This is a genomic window from Streptomyces sp. NPDC058231 (assembly GCF_042882275.1).
GTDB lineage: Bacteria > Actinomycetota > Actinomycetes > Streptomycetales > Streptomycetaceae > Streptomyces.
On sequence record NZ_JBHVWN010000034.1, the window covers coordinates 39451 to 53297 of the forward strand.

The 13847-nt window shown below is 70.8% G+C and carries 11 protein-coding genes; 6 read left to right on the forward strand and 5 right to left on the reverse strand.

What is annotated here, in order from left to right; genetic code table 11:
* Positions 1–7 precede the first annotated feature (7 nt).
* The 4 genes from ACFVXE_RS22405 to ybaK all read left to right on the forward strand — a co-directional run bounded on the left by ACFVXE_RS22405 (position 8) and on the right by ybaK (position 4159).
* Positions 8–1609: an oxidoreductase gene (locus ACFVXE_RS22405; RefSeq protein WP_389673430.1), complete on the forward strand. Its 1602-nt coding sequence runs from the start codon at positions 8–10 to the stop codon at positions 1607–1609.
* A 233-nt stretch (positions 1610–1842) separates the two neighbouring features.
* Positions 1843–2880, forward strand: a complete 1038-nt coding sequence (locus ACFVXE_RS22410; RefSeq protein WP_389673432.1) for a hypothetical protein — start codon at positions 1843–1845, stop codon at positions 2878–2880.
* Positions 2881–2885: 5 nt separating this feature from the next.
* Positions 2886–3632, forward strand: a complete 747-nt coding sequence (locus ACFVXE_RS22415; protein WP_389673434.1) for an LON peptidase substrate-binding domain-containing protein — start codon at positions 2886–2888, stop codon at positions 3630–3632.
* Positions 3633–3649: 17 nt separating this feature from the next.
* Positions 3650–4159 carry a Cys-tRNA(Pro) deacylase gene (gene ybaK, locus ACFVXE_RS22420; RefSeq protein ID WP_389673435.1) on the forward strand — a complete coding sequence of 170 codons (510 nt, stop codon included), beginning with the start codon at positions 3650–3652 and terminating at the stop codon, positions 4157–4159.
* A gap of 103 nt (positions 4160–4262) precedes the next feature.
* On the opposite strand, the gene ACFVXE_RS22425 is transcribed toward ybaK, so the two are convergent.
* From ACFVXE_RS22425 to ACFVXE_RS22440, 4 genes are all read right to left on the reverse strand, one after another.
* Complete coding sequence (locus ACFVXE_RS22425; RefSeq protein ID WP_389673437.1) at positions 4263–5015, reverse strand: ABC transporter permease; 753 nt, start codon at positions 5013–5015, stop codon at positions 4263–4265.
* A gap of 34 nt (positions 5016–5049) precedes the next feature.
* Positions 5050–5883 (reverse strand): ABC transporter permease, encoded by an 834-nt coding sequence (locus tag ACFVXE_RS22430; protein ID WP_389673439.1) that lies wholly within the window; start codon positions 5881–5883, stop codon positions 5050–5052.
* 58 nt (positions 5884–5941) lie between these two features.
* The gene (locus ACFVXE_RS22435) at positions 5942–6916 is read right to left on the reverse strand and encodes an ABC transporter ATP-binding protein (protein ID WP_389673493.1); all 975 of its coding nucleotides are present in this window, start codon (positions 6914–6916) and stop codon (positions 5942–5944) included.
* 94 nt (positions 6917–7010) lie between these two features.
* Entirely contained in the window at positions 7011–8276 is a 1266-nt protein-coding gene (locus tag ACFVXE_RS22440; RefSeq protein ID WP_389673441.1) for an NYN domain-containing protein, read from the reverse strand.
* Between the two features lie 223 nt (positions 8277–8499).
* Here ACFVXE_RS22440 and ACFVXE_RS22445 point away from each other — a divergent pair, with 223 nt between their 5' ends.
* Positions 8500–8679: a hypothetical protein gene (locus ACFVXE_RS22445; protein ID WP_389673443.1), complete on the forward strand. Its 180-nt coding sequence runs from the start codon at positions 8500–8502 to the stop codon at positions 8677–8679.
* Between the two features lie 89 nt (positions 8680–8768).
* On the opposite strand, the gene dnaE is transcribed toward ACFVXE_RS22445, so the two are convergent.
* On the reverse strand, positions 8769–12305 hold the full coding sequence (dnaE, locus tag ACFVXE_RS22450) for a DNA polymerase III subunit alpha (RefSeq protein WP_389673445.1): 3537 nt from the start codon (positions 12303–12305) through the stop codon (positions 8769–8771).
* 168 nt (positions 12306–12473) lie between these two features.
* Between dnaE and ACFVXE_RS22455 the strand changes: the two genes are divergently transcribed.
* Positions 12474–13799, forward strand: a complete 1326-nt coding sequence (locus ACFVXE_RS22455) for a DUF2252 domain-containing protein (RefSeq protein ID WP_389673447.1) — start codon at positions 12474–12476, stop codon at positions 13797–13799.
* Positions 13800–13847 lie beyond the last annotated feature (48 nt).

Consider the following 13847-nt stretch of genomic DNA (forward strand, 5'->3'; position numbering starts at 1 on the left):
GGCCCCGGTGACCGAACCGCAGGACGGTGGCATTCCGGACAGTCTCAGCGCGGCGGAAGCGGGTATGTGGCGGGCGTTCCGGAGCGGCAGCACCTACGATCTGCGCGCCCGCGATCCGGTGCGGGACGATCCGTTCGCGCCGGCGGTCTGGGGCGCCGAGCGCAGTGTGGACGCGCGGGTCCTCGCCCGGCTGCTGTTGAGCGGGCCGCCCGCGCGACCCGGCCGGGTCGCGGCACTGAAGCTCCGGGGCGTGCGGATCACCGGGACACTCGATCTCGCGGGCGGGCGTGTCGCGCCGTACGTGGAGCTGACGGGCTGCCGTTTCGAGCAGGAGGTGGTGCTGCCCGAGTGTCACTTCACGACGTTGCGGATGGTCGGGTGCGCCATGCCGCGGCTGGAGGCGGCCCGGCTGCACACCGAGGGTGACCTGCATCTGCCGCGCTGCCGCATCACCCGCGGGATCCGGCTCACCGACGCCCACATCGGCACCGATCTGCTGCTCAATCAGATCGAGCTGGGTTCCGACCGGCAGGGCCGCGCCCTGGCCGGGGACGGGCTGACGGTCGCCCAGGACCTGCAGGCGGAGATGGTCGAGGCGCGCGGCGAGCTGAGTCTGCGTGGCGCGAAGGTGGGCGGTTCGCTGAGCCTGCGCGGCAGCCGGCTGCGGGCCGGGCGGGGACGGCGCGCGCTGAACGCCCCGCAGCTGACGGTGGAGCGGACGCTGTACATGTCCGAGGCGTGGGTCAGCGTCGACACGGGCAACCAGGGCACGACTCCCCCGTACGGCATCGTCATGGCCCCGACCCCGGCGCACGGCACCCGGTCGCAGATCTTCGAGTGCCGCGGCGGGGTGCGGCTGGACGACGGGCGGTTCGGCGACGCGGTCGACCTGCACCGGGCCAGATTCGTGCTGGCGCCCAGCGAGGAGCTGTCGCTGCGCCGGATCGTCGTCCCCGAACTGCGGTTCAACGCGGAACGCCCGGAGGAGGGCCGGGTGGTGCTGAACGGCGCGAGGGTCGTCACCCTGATCGACGTGTCGACCAGCTGGCCCGGGCCCGGGGGCCTCGCGATGGGTGGTTTCGTGTACGAGAACCTGGTCCCGTACGGGCACTTCCCGCTCTCCCGGCGCCTGGAGTGGCTGGCGGCGGCGACCCCGGAGTACGTGCCGGAGCCGTACGAACGGCTGGCGGCGGTGCTGCGCAACTGCGGGGAGGACGCGGACGCCCGCGAGGTGCTCCTCGCGAAGCAGCGCCGACGGCGCGAGACCTTGCCGCCGGCCGCGAAGCTGTGGGGGATTCTGCAGGACTGGACGGTGGCGTACGGCTACCGGCCGGGGCGGGCCGCGGTGTGGATGGCGGTGCTGTGGGCGGCCGGAACGGTGGCCTTCACGCAGTACGAACCGGCGCCGATCAAGCGGGACGAGCATCCGGAGTGGAACGCGGCGCTGTACGCGCTGGATCTGCTGGTGCCGGTGATCAACCTCGGGCAGGACGGGTACTGGCGGCTGGAGAACGGCTGGCAGTGGGTGGCGGCAGCCCTGGTGCTGCTGGGCTGGATACTGGCCACGACGGTGGCGGCGGGCGCTTCCCGGCTGCTGCGCCGCGGCTGACCGGACAGGGCCTGGACCGGAGGCGGACCGCCCCGGGCGGCTGTGCCCGGACCGGCGTCCGGGCGGCCGGCCGCGCTTCGCCCAAGACATCTGCGCCGAGGAGCGGGGCGGCAGGATCAAGCCAGATTCCACCATTTCCTTTACCCTTAATTGACCCTTCCCAGGGCAACCCATGTACTCGGCACCAAAGCTTCACAGCACCCCTCTGGCGCGGTCTCCACCAGCGCTTTTCAATGGTCTGCACCATGCCATTCCTTCGCGCTCTGCTCCGTACCGCGCGCATGATCCGGTACTCGCCGCAGCTGTCCACCGGGCTGCCGGCGGACCATGCGGTGCTGCTCGACGCCCCCGACGAACGGCTCTCCCCCGCGCTCGTCGCCGCCGCGCTCGGGGAGTACGAACCGGCCGCCAAGCTCCTTGCCACCACCCGGGACTCTGCCGAGTGGGAGGACCGGGACCGGTATCTCGGCCGCCTCGTCACCTTCGCCCGTCACCGGGACGGCTGGCTGGACGACTGGCTCGCCGCCGCGCCGCACGATCCGGACGCGCTGCTCGTCAAGGCCGAGCTGGCGGTGCGCCGGGCCTGGGAGTCGCCCGCCCGCGCCGAACGGCTGCGCGACGTGGCGCCCCTGATCACCGCCGCGGCCGAGAGCGACCCGCGCGACCCGGTGCCCTGGCGGCTCGCGCTCGACCACGCCCGCGGCGCCCATGCCTCGCACACCGCGTTCGAGGCGCTGTGGGAGCAGGCGATACGGCGCTCCTCGCACCACTACGGCTGCCATGTCGCGGCGCTGAAGTACCTCTCGGCCGCCTGGTACGGCTCGCACCGCGAGTGCTTCGACTTCGCCGAGCGGGCCGCCGAGGACTCACTGCCCAGCTCGCTGGTGCAGGCGCTGCCGGTGCGGGCGGCGTTCGCCCTGCTGATCGCCGGCCCGGACGTGCCGACGACATCGGTGATGCAGGAACGTATCGACGCGGCCGCGGATCTGGCGATCACCCTGTCCGCCGCGTACGGACCGAGCGATCCGTGGCCGGCCGAGGTCCGCAATCTGCTCGCGTACGTGCTGGTCGTCCGCGGGCGCTGGGACGAGGCGCTGGAACAGTTCCGGCTGATCGGCACGCACGCGACGTCGTTTCCGTGGTCGATGGTGTCCGACGACCCGCTCGGCCAGTTCCTCGATGCGCGGGACGGTGCTCGACTTCAGGTGGCATCCGGAACGCCTTTGCGCTCCCGGGCCGACCGCGGTGGGTCGCGCGGCCATTACGCTTGAGCGTTGTGACCACCGCTCGCCTGCCCCTCTTCCCGCTGAACGCGGTGCTGTTCCCCGGCCTCGTGCTGCCGCTCAACGTCTTCGAGGAGCGGTATCGCGCCATGATGCGCGAGCTGCTGAAGACCGATGAGGACGAACCGCGCCGCTTCGCCGTGGTGGCGATCCGCGACGGCCGCGAGATCGCCCCGACCGCCGCCGGAATGCCGGACACCATCACCGCGACCGCCGCCGAACGCGGTCCGGCGGACGGCTTCGGCCCTGATCCTGTCCAGACCTTCCACCGGGTCGGCTGCATCGCGGACGCGGCGAAGATCCGGGAGCGGCCGGACGGCAGCTTCGAGGTCCTGGCGACCGGCACCACCCGGGTCAAGCTGCTCTCGGTCGATGCGAGCGGCCCCTACCTGACCGCCGAACTCGAAGAGCTCGACGAGGATCCCGGCGACGAGGCGGGCGCGCTCTCCGAGGGTGTGCTGCGGGCCTTCCGGAGCTACCAGAAGCGGCTGGCCGGCGCGAGTGAGCGTTCCCTGACCACGGGCGCGGACCTGCCGGACGAGCCGTCGGTCGTCTCGTACCTGGTGGCTGCGGCGGCCGTCCTCGACATCCCGTCGAAGCAGCGCCTGCTGCAGGCACCGGACACGGCCACGCGCCTGCGCGAGGAGCTGACCCTGCTGCGCTCGGAGACGGCCGTCATCCGTCACCTGCCGTCCCTGCCCGCGGTGGAACTGACCAGGGCGCCCACTCACCCCAACTGATCCGAGGAACCCGCCCCGTGGCGAAGAAGCCGAAGAAGCAGCAGCAGTCCGGCTCCGGCGGCACCCCCGCGACGGTCGCCCTGACCGCGGCGGGCACGCCCTTCACGACGCATGCCTACGACCACGACCCTGCCTCTCCCTCGTACGGCGAGGAGGCGGCGCAGGCGCTCGGCGTCTCCCCCGACCGGGTCTTCAAGACCCTGGTGGCCGACGTGGACGGGAACCTGACGGTGGCGGTCGTCCCGGTCGCCGGCTCCCTGGACCTGAAGGCGCTGGCCTCGGCGGTGGGCGGCAAGCGGGCCGCGATGGCGGACCCGGCGGCCGCCGAACGCACGACGGGCTACGTACGGGGCGGCATCTCGCCCCTGGGCCAGCGGAAGCGGCTGCCGACGGTGCTGGACGCATCGGCGCAGGCGCACGAGACGATCTGCGTGTCGGCGGGCCGTCGCGGCCTGGAGGTGGAACTCGCCCCGGCGGATCTGGCCTCGCTGACGGGAGCGGTGTTCGCGGCAATCGGCCGGTCCTAGGGGTTTCCGTTCGGACCGGGCCGCATTCCGGGGAGCGGCGCCCGGGACCGGGGCACGCGAGCCGGGCGATCCGGACGGGACGCCCCTGTCCCCGTACCCGCACCTACGGCTTCGTGGGCGGCGCGGGTGTCGTCGGAGGAGCGGGTGTCGTCGGAGGAGCGGGCGCCGCCGGAGGAGCGGGCGCGGGGCCCGAGGGGAATCCGCCTCCCTGGCCCGCGACCGGCCCCCCGGGGACGTGCCAGTTCACCCACTCGGGCTCCGGGTCGCGCGGCCCGAATCCTGCGGTCAGCGCCAGGTGCACGGCCATGGCCGCCAGCGGCCACGCCAGCAGCGCCCCCTTGGCGTGCAGCGCGAGCGGCGCATCGAAGACCACGCCCTTGCCGACCGCACGCGCGTGGGCGACCACGTCCTGCGACGGCCCGAGCCAGACGCCCAGCCTCCAGGCCACCAGCGAGCCGAGCAGGCCGCCCAGGGCGAGCCCGACCACCGACGCGATCCCGCCACGGCGCTGGAACCAGAAGACCAGCGCCGCGGCCACCGCGCCGAAGGCGAGCGCGAGCAGCACGAACGTGCCGTCGCCCCCGATCGCCTCCTCGCCCTCGCTGTCGTTGAGGAAGACCGCCTGGCTGTCGGAGATCAGTGGAACCCGCGGCGCCAGCCACAGCCACAGCAGCCCGAGTCCGACGCCGGCCACCGCCAGCAGGACGGTGACGACGGCCGCCCGTCGTACATCGGCCCGCATGTCGCCCGCCTCCGGATACCCGAGGGACGCTGTGGGGGAACCACCGCCCTTGGGCGGCGTCTGCCAGTGGTCATCGGGCGAGGGCTGGTGAGGCGGCGTCAGAGGTGCGGTCACCGTGCCATCGTGCCAGGCGTCCCTGTGCCACGCCTCACCGGACCGCTGCCCTGCGGTACGCCCAGGTCGCCACGGCCAGCGAGAGGACTCCGACGACGGCGCAGACGGCGAGATCGAGAGCGACGACCGCCCAGTCGGGACGGGCGTCGAACGACCGGGACAGCGCCTCGACCCCGTACGTCGAGGGCAGCAGATCGCGGGCCCAGCCGATCGGCGCGGGCATCCGGTCGGCGGGCAGCACGCCGAGCAGCAGCGCCGCCGACATGCCGAGCTGCCCGAGGAGTGTGGCCAGCTCCTGCCGGGGTGCCAGCAGGCCGAGCGCGGCGCCCAGCCCGGAGAGCGCGGCCCCGGAGAGCGGGATCACCGCGACGAGCACCCACAGGTGGGTCATCGGCAGCTGGAAGAGCACGCTCCCGGTGACCGCGGTGACGATCGTGCCGGGCACGGTGAAGGAGGCGTACGCCCCCGCCGCACCGAGCACCACCGCTGCGGGCGGCACCGGCAGGGTGGCGTAGTGGTCGAGCCCGCCGCTGGCCCGCAGCTGGCCGAAGTACTGGGCGAGCAGATTGAGCGCGACGAACGCGACGACGAGAACGCTGGATCCGGCGACGACGGCCCGCGCCTCGGAGCCGCCGTCGACGACCCCGCGCATCAGGATCATGATTCCGACGGACTGGAAGGTCGCCACGAAGAGCAGCGGGATCCGGGCGACCCTGGCCCGGGACAGCTGGGCGCGGTAGACGGCCGCGAGTGAGGGGAACAGCCGGGCGCGCGGCGCGAGGGGCGCGGCATCGCGGTTCTCGGCGAGCACATCGCCTCCGGGCACCGACTCGGCGCCGGCCACCTCCGCAGAAATGACGCTCGTCACCTGGCACTGCTCCTGTTCGGTCCCTGCCCGGCCATGCATCCGCACCCGTTCCCCCCGGTCACGCCTTCACCAGTCCCTGCTTCGCGTTCCCGCCGAGCGCCAGGTAGACGTCCTCCAGGCTCGGCGTCGCCAGGGTGAAGTCGTCGAGCGCGGCGAACGCGGCCCCGCCGGTCACCGCGGCCACCGCCGCGCGTGCCTCGTCCGGCCCGAGCCGGAGCACCCAGCGGCGGCCGGACTCCTGGGCCGACTCCCGCAGCGCGGCCACCTCGGGGACGTCCAGGGGCGCGCGTTCGCGCCACATCAGCTCGACCCGTACCTCGCCCGCCACCCGTGCCTTGAGCCCGCCCGGCGTGTCGCAGGCGATGACCTTGCCGCGCTCGATGACGGCGACCCGGTCGAGGACGGTCTCGGCCTCGATCACGTTGTGGGTGACCAGCAGCACCGTCGCGCCGTACTCGGCGCGGCGCCGGTCGACAGCGGCCCAGACGGCGCGCCGGGCGACGGGGTCCATACCGGTGGTCGGCTCGTCGAGTACCAGGACCGGCCGTTCCCCGACCAGGGCGGCGGCGAAGCAGGCGAGCCTTCGCTGCCCGCCGGAGAGTTTCTTCAGGGGGCGCGCCGCGAGATCGGTGAGGCCGAGTTCCTCCAGTACGGCGTCGCGCGCCGCGCGGGCCTCCCGGACCGCGAGTCCGCGCAGCCGTCCTGTGGTCTCCGCGGCGAGCGAGACGGTCAGCTCGTCGAGGGCGGTGGACTCCTGCCCGAGGTAACCGATCAGCCGGGAAGCCCGCTCGGGGTGGCGCACGAGATCGTGTCCGAGCATCTCGACACTGCCGGAGTCGGGCCGCATCAGCCCGGTGAGCTGCCGTACCAGGGTGGACTTGCCGGCTCCGTTGGGCCCGAGCAGTCCGAAGATCTCGCCGCGCCCGACCTCGAGAGTGATCCCGTCGGTGGCTCGCACCTCGGGGGTGGCGGGTGCGCCGCGGCGGCCGCGGGCGGCGGGATAGGTCTTGACCAGATCACGCACCGCGCACACGGTGCCGGTCGCCGTCTGCGCCTGTGCTGTGCCCGTACTCACGAGGTACGAGGGTACGGGGTCGGATGCCCCGTATTGCGCCCGGGGCGCCGGACTACTCCACGGCGGGGGCGTGTTCGGCCGCCGCCCGTACGTCGATCTCGCGCCAGAAACCCGCCCGGATCGCGTACCGGTCGTGCTCGTCGATCTGGTCGTCCTTGTGGGCGAGCAGGCCGAACCGCGCCGCGTACCGCAGCAGCTCGCCGTCGATGCGGTGCGGAATCCGCGGGTACATGGTCGACAGTTTCTGCAGATGGACGGTCTCCGGCAGCCGTTCCATCCAGCGCCGGGCAAAGACCTGACCCACCTCGAAGGGGTCGCCGCCGACCGTGGTGATGTCCTCCTCGCGGTCCGCCCACCGCTGCTCGGCCGAGGTGAGCTGGGCGAGGGTGGGCAGCGAGGCGGTCTCGGCGGGTTCGCCGAGCGGTCCGCCGCGCTCGACCCACCCCTTGTCGGACGACCAGCGCAGTGTGGCGCCGGCCGCGGGCTGCACGGACGGCGGCTGCGCGGTGAGCGGCGTGCCGGGGCCGCGCAGGCTGCCCGCCAGGTCCTTGGGGGTCGGGACACCCTTGCCGGCGTGCGTGGACGGGGCGTGCGCGGTGTCCCCGACGGGCAGCGGGGCCGTCCCGTTGCGGGCGGCGGCCGCCTGGGCCTCGGAGGCGCGCTCCGCGGAGGCGGCGAGGGCCGCCTCGGGCAGCGGCGCCGACAGGATCGCGGCGATCTCGGGCCGGGGGGCGGGGGGCGGGGCGCAGGCGCCGGCGTTGTCCTTGGCCCGTACCGCCTGCGTGATCCAGGCCCGGTCGAGCACCCTGCGTTCATCGGCCTCGGCGACCAGGTCCTCGGACTGGTTGTAGTCGCCGTCGGCGGCCTGCACCGCCCACAGATGGACGGCGACACCGTGTTCCTTGGCGGACATCAGGCCGGGCAGCAGATCGCCGTCGCCGGTCACCAGGACGACATCGGAGCAGGCGCGATTCCTGGCCAGTTCGGTGAGTTCGGCATGCATGGCGGCGTCGACGCCCTTCTGCGCCCATCGGCCGTCACTGCGGGTGAGGGCCCCGAGCCGTACGGTCACCCTGGGCATGACCCGCAGCCTGCGGTGTTCGGGCTGCGGCACCCGGTCGGGGGCGCCGTCGAACCAGTAGATACGCAGCAGCGGCTGCTCCGTATCGGCCTCCGCGCGTTCGCGCAGGCCCTGGATCAGGGCCGCGTGGTCGACGGTGATGCGGGAACGGGCGGGCTCTCCGGCCAGCAGACTCGCGGCTGCGCCCAGCAAGTAGCCGGCGTCCACCAGGACGACGCAACGGTCCACGCGTTCCACCCTCTTCCAGAATTCGGGAATGGGTTCTGCTCAGGGTTCCTCGAAGTCTGCCCGACGGCGTGGGCGTTAACGGCCGGAACTCGATCATCGGCGTGGCGGATGCAGAAAACGGCGCATGATACCCCGCCTACTACGCTTGGTAATGATCCAACATGCGGGGTAAATCACCATATGTGAGTCTGACAGCGGTCCTGGCCCCGAGATTCCACACAGGAGGAACACCATGGCCAAGAACAAGAACCGCAAGCAGAGCAGCCAGCAGAGCCGCACATCCGCACCGGAGCGTGGTGCGGACGAGGCGAAGTCGACCGCCTACGAGTCGCACATACAGCCTCAGTCGCAGGCTCAGGGCAGCCCTGCTGATGTTGCCCGTAAGCACCAGCGGCGCTTCGGCCACAACTGACCGGTCGTCTCCGGTCCGGCCACCGGCCGATGACCGAGAGGGGCGCTCCCGCTTGAGCGGGGCGCCCCTCTCGTATGTGCACCGCTCGCTCAGCCGGCCAGGCAGGACGGGCCGAGCAGCACCTTCAGATCGCCGAAGAGCGCCGGGTCGGGCTGGACCCGGTGCCGGTCGAGCCGGAGAACGGTGGTCTTCCGGGGGCCCTGGAGCTTGATCCGCACCTCGGTGTTGCCGCGGTGGTTGCTGAGCACCTCGCCGAGGCGGGCGACCATCGGCGGCGTGATCTTGACGGTGGGGATGGTGAGCACCACCGGTGCATTGGTCCCGGCGGACGAGAGGTCGGGGACCTGCATCTCCATGGCGACCAGCCGCGGGACGTCCTCGCGCTTGTCGAGCCGTCCCTTGACGAAGACCACGGTGTCCTCGACGAGCTGGGTGGAGACCAGCTGGTAGGTGGCCGGGAAGAACATGCACTCGATGGAGCCGGCGAGGTCCTCGACGGTGGCGATGGCCCAGGCGTTGCCCTGCTTGGTCATCTTCCGCTGGAGGCCGGAGATGATGCCGCCGATGGTGACGATCGCACCGTCGGCGTGTTCGCCGCCGGTGAGCTGGGAGATCGCCGCGTCGGACTTGTCGGTCAGTACGTGTTCGATGCCGAAGAGCGGGTGGTCGGAGACGTACAGCCCGAGCATTTCGCGCTCCTGGGCCAACAGGTACGACTTCTCCCACTCGATGTCGGAGAACTCGACGTCGAGCCCGAAGCCCGGTTCGTCGCTGTCCTCCTCGCCGCCGCCGAAGAGGTCGAACTGCCCCTCCGCCTCCTTGCGCTTGACCTGCACCACGTTGTCGATCATCGGCTCGTGGTGGGCGACGAGCCCCTTGCGGGTGTGGCCCATCTCGTCGAAGGCGCCGGCCTTGATCAGTGATTCGACGGTCCGCTTGTTGCAGACGACCGCTTCGACCTTGTCGAGGAAGTCGGGGAAGCTGCTGTACTTCCCCTTCGCCTTGCGGCACCGGATGATCGAGTCGACGACGTTCTGACCGACGTTACGGATGGCGGTCAGCCCGAAGAGGATGACGTCGTCGCCCTGGGCGGCGAAGTTCGACTCGGACTCGTTGACGTTCGGCGGGAGCACCTTGATGCGCATGCGGCGGCACTCGTTGAGGTAGACCGCGGACTTGTCCTTGTCGTCCTTGACCGAGGTCAGCAGCGCCGCCATGTACTCGGCCGGGTAGTTCGCCTTGAGGTACGCGGTCCAGTAGGTGACCAGTCCGTACGCGGAGGAGTGCGCCTTGTTGAAGGCGTATCCGGCGAACGGGACCAGCACGTCCCACAGGGCCTGGATCGCCGCGTCGGAGAAGCCGTTCTTCTTGGCGCCCGCCTGGAAGAGCACGAAGTTCTTCGCCAGCTCGTCGGGCTTCTTCTTGCCCATCACGCGGCGCAGGATGTCGGCCTCGCCGAGCGAGTAACCGGCGATGATCTGGGCGGCCTTCTGCACCTGCTCCTGGTAGACGATCAGGCCGTAGGTCAGGCCGAGCGTCTCCTTGAGCGGTTCCGCCAGCTCGGGGTGGATCGGGGTGATCTCCTGGCGGCCGTTCTTGCGCTCGGCGTAGTTCGTGTGCGAGTTCATGCCCATCGGGCCCGGCCGGTACAGGGCCGAGACGGCGGAGATGTCCTCGAAGTTGTCGGGCTGCATCTGGCGCAGCAGCGAACGCATCGGGCCGCCGTCGAACTGGAAGACGCCGAGCGTGTCGCCGCGGCAGAGCAGTTCGTACGTCTTGGGGTCGTCCAGCGGGAGGGCGAGCATCTCCAGGTCGATGCCCTTGTTGGCCTTCACCATCTTGATGGCGTCGTCCATGATCGTGAGGTTGCGCAGCCCGAGGAAGTCCATCTTCAGCAGGCCGAGCGACTCGCACTGCGGGTAGTCCCACTGCGTGATGGTGACGCCGTCGGTGTGCCGCACCCAGACCGGGGCGTGGTCGACGATGGGCTCGCTGGACATGATCACGCCGGCGGCGTGCACGCCCATCTGCCGGACCAGTCCCTCGACGCCCTTCGCGGTGTCGATGACCTTCTTGACGTCCGGCTCGTTCTCGTACATCCCCCGGATCTCGCCCGCCTCCCCGTAGCGCGGGTGCTTGGGGTCGGTGATCCCGGACAGGTCGATGCCCTTGCCGAGGACGTCGGCGGGCATGGCCTTGGTGAGCCGGTCGCCCATGGCGTACGGGTAGCCGAGGACGCGGGCGGAGTCCTTGATCGCGTTCTTGGCCTTGATCTTGCCGTACGTACCGATCATGGCGACCTTGTCGGCGCCGTACTTCTCCGTCACGTACCTGATCACCTCGACGCGCCGGCGCTCGTCGAAGTCGATGTCGACATCGGGCATGGAGACACGCTCGGGGTTGAGGAACCGCTCGAAGATCAGTCCGTGCTCGATCGGGTCGAGGTCGGTGATGCCCATCGCGTACGCGACGATCGAGCCGGCCGCGGAGCCACGTCCGGGGCCCACCGCGATGCCGTTGTTCTTGGCCCACATGATGAAGTCGGCGACGACGAGGAAGTACCCCGGGAACCCCATCTGGATGATGACGTCCATCTCGTACTCGGCCTGCTTCTGCCGGTCCTCGGGGACGCCGCCCGGGAAGCGCCGGCCCATGCCGACCCGGACCTCCTCCTGGAACCAGGTGACCTCGGTGAAGCCGTCCGGGATGTCGAACTTCGGCATCAGGTCGCGCTTCTCGAACATCCCGGAGGTGTCGATCTGCTCGGCCACCAGGAGGGTGTTGGCGCACCCCTGCTGCCAGGCGTCGGAGGAGTCGACGGCGTACATCTCGTCCGCCGTCTTCAGGTAGTAGCCCGTGCCGTCGAAGCGGAAGCGGTCCGGATCGGAGAGGTTCTTGCCGGTCTGGATGCAGAGCAGCGCGTCGTGCGCGGTGGCCTCGCTGGCGTATGTGTAGTGCGAGTCGTTGGTCACCAGCGGCGGGATGCCGAGCTTCTTGCCGATTTCGAGGAGCCCGTCACGGACCCGGCGCTCGATCTCGATGCCGTGGTCCATGAGCTCCAGGAAGTACTTGCCCTCGCCGAAGATGTCCTTGTAGTCGGAGGCCGCCTGGACCGCCTCGTCGAACTGGCCGAGCCGCAGCCGGGTCTGGACCTCGCCCGAGGGGCAGCCGGTGGACGCGATCAGGCCCTCGGACCACCGGGCGATGGTCTCCTTGTCCATACGCGGCCACTTCTGCAGCCAGCCCTCGGCGTACGCGTCCGAGGAGAGCCGGAAGAGATTGTGCAGACCGGTGCTGTTCGCCGCCCAGATCGTCTTGTGCGTGTAGCCGCCCGAGCCCGAGACGTCGTCGCGCTTCTGGTGCGGCTGGCCCCACTGGATCTTCCGCTTGTGCTTGCGCGACTCCGGGGCGACGTACGCCTCGATGCCGATGATCGGCGTCACCCCGGCCTTTTTCGCCTGGTGGAAGAAGTCGTACGCCCCGTGCAGGTTGCCGTGGTCCGTCATCGCGATGTGCGACATGCCCATTTCATTGCAGGCAGCGAACATGTCCTTGAGCCGCGCGGCACCGTCCAGCAGCGAGTACTGGGTGTGGACGTGAAGGTGCGTGAAAGGCGGCTTGGTCACGGCGCCGGGCCTCCGGGGAAACAAGCAATGACGAACTGGGGGGACAGCGTGGAAGTCTACGCGGCGGCAGTGACAGCCAAGGGGCACTCACGGGTACCGTCGCGCGTTGGAGGGCTGGGACACCAGCCCCATTTGTCATGAACGCCAGGTACCAGGAGGCACCCAGAAATGTCGGAAGCGCAGACCGGCGCAGCGCAGCGCGGGGAGCAGATCCTTGAGGTTTTCGACACCGCCTTCGGCGAGCTCCTGGCCGCCGACCCGGCTGCCTTCCGGGTGAAGTTCCGGAAGATGGCGGGCTCGGCGTTCGCCTTCTACCGGGGCACCGCGTGCCTGTTCTACAACGACCTGGAGCGGGAGCGGCACGGCGGCCCGTATCTGGACGAGCGGACCGGCCGGGTATGGATCCACGGCGATCTGCACGCGGAGAACTTCGGCACGTACATGGACGCGAACGGCCGGCTGGTCTTCAACGTCAACGACTTCGACGAGGCCTACGTCGGCCCCTTCACCTGGGACATCAAGCGGTTCGCCGCCTCCGTCGCGCTGATCGGGTACGCCAAGGCGCTGAGCGACGACCAGATCAGCGAGCTGGTCCGGGTCTACGCGGCCGCCTACCGTGAGCGGATTCACGCCCTGGCGACGGGCGCGAAGAACGACGAGGTACCGCCGTTCACGCTGGACACCGCCGAGGGACCGCTGCTGGGCGCGCTGCGTGACGCCCGGTCGCTGACCCGGTTCTCGCTGCTCGACTCGATGACGGAGATCCGGGACTTCGAGCGCCGCTTCGCGGCGGGCGGCGGCGCGATCGACCTGGACGCGGCGACCCGGTACAAGGTGCTGGCCGCGTTCGACGGCTACCTGGAGACGCTGCCCGAGTCGAGCCTGACCCGCCCGGACTCCTACCGGGTGAAGGACGTCGTCGGCCGTCGCGGCATCGGCATCGGCTCGGCCGGCCTGCCCTCGTACAACATCCTTCTGGAGGGCAACAGCGACGCCCTGGAGAACGATGTGGTGATCTACCTCAAGCAGGCGCAGACCCCCGCGGTCTCCCGGCACATCACCGATGCCGCCGTGCGGGACTACTTCCAGCACGAGGGACACCGCACGGTCATCTCGCAGCGCGCCCTGCAGGCGCACGCCGACCCGTGGCTCGGCTGGACCGAGCTGGACGGCTCCGGGCAGCTGGTGGCCGAGGTCTCGCCGTACGCGGTCGACCTGGACTGGTCCGACATCGACGAGCCCGACGAGATCGCGGCGGTCGTCGCCGATCTCGGCCGGGCGACGGCCACGATGCACTCCGCGGCCGACGACGAGAGCGGCCACTCGCTGGTGCCGTTCTCCACCGAGCGGGCGATCGACGCGGCGATCGCGGCGGACGAGGAGGGCTTCGCCGCACTCCTGGTGGACTTCGCGCACAGTTACGGGGCGCGGGCGCGGGCCGACCACCAGATCTTCGTGGATCTCTTCCGCAACGGCCGCATCCCGGGGCTGTAGGTCCTTCCGCGGCGCCGCACCCCTTTAGGCGGCGCTGACAGGTTCACA

Excerpts from the sequence above, each read along its gene's own strand:
- ACFVXE_RS22455 (WP_389673447.1), top strand. The coding sequence starts at position 12,474 with ATGTCGGAAGCGCAGACCGGCGCAGCGCAGCGCGGGGAGCAGATCCTT.
- ACFVXE_RS22445 (WP_389673443.1), top strand. The coding sequence starts at position 8,500 with ATGGCCAAGAACAAGAACCGCAAGCAGAGCAGCCAGCAGAGCCGCACA.
- ACFVXE_RS22410 (WP_389673432.1), top strand. The coding sequence starts at position 1,843 with ATGGTCTGCACCATGCCATTCCTTCGCGCTCTGCTCCGTACCGCGCGC.